Raw genomic sequence first — 413 nt, 5'->3', positions numbered from 1 at the left:
GGCGGTCAACAGCACCATGGACGGGACTGCCAGTGCCTGAAGCATGGAAACGGTGAGGCGGCGCGGACGGAAAGCGCGCGGGACGGCACGGGTCATACAGTCCTCCTGGACAGGGAATCAGGAACTGCAAATGCACGCTGCTGCGTGTGCAGTCTGCCGTCATGTGAACCGTTTCGATAGGTGAACTTGCGTGCGGGAAATCACACTTCGGATATGAAATCGCCGGGCCCTCACGCCAATGTGATGTGGCTGAAATCGTTCATTTTTTCTGGGCGTTGGGAGCCGCACATGCGTGGATGCCGTTGGCGGATCGGGTCAGGGCCCTTTCCTGCGGAACGGGGTCCGACCCCGGGACTGCTCAGATCTTCAAGTAGATCTTCCGACGGTCCAGCCACCAGGCCACGCCCCACCAC

1 protein-coding gene is annotated in these 413 nt (G+C 60.8%); it reads right to left on the bottom strand.

Annotated features, from left to right (window positions below):
- Positions 1 to 230: 230 nt before the first annotated feature.
- Positions 231 to 413: hypothetical protein (locus VG556_RS22625; RefSeq protein ID WP_423180084.1), on the bottom strand; the 183-nt coding region annotated here is incomplete at its 5' end.

Source organism: Stenotrophomonas sp. CASM106, assembly GCF_049384825.1.
Taxonomy (GTDB): Bacteria; Pseudomonadota; Gammaproteobacteria; order Xanthomonadales; family Xanthomonadaceae; genus Stenotrophomonas; species Stenotrophomonas muris.
The sequence above is the reverse complement of the archived record's forward strand: the minus strand, read 5'-3'. Positions and strand labels throughout refer to the sequence as shown.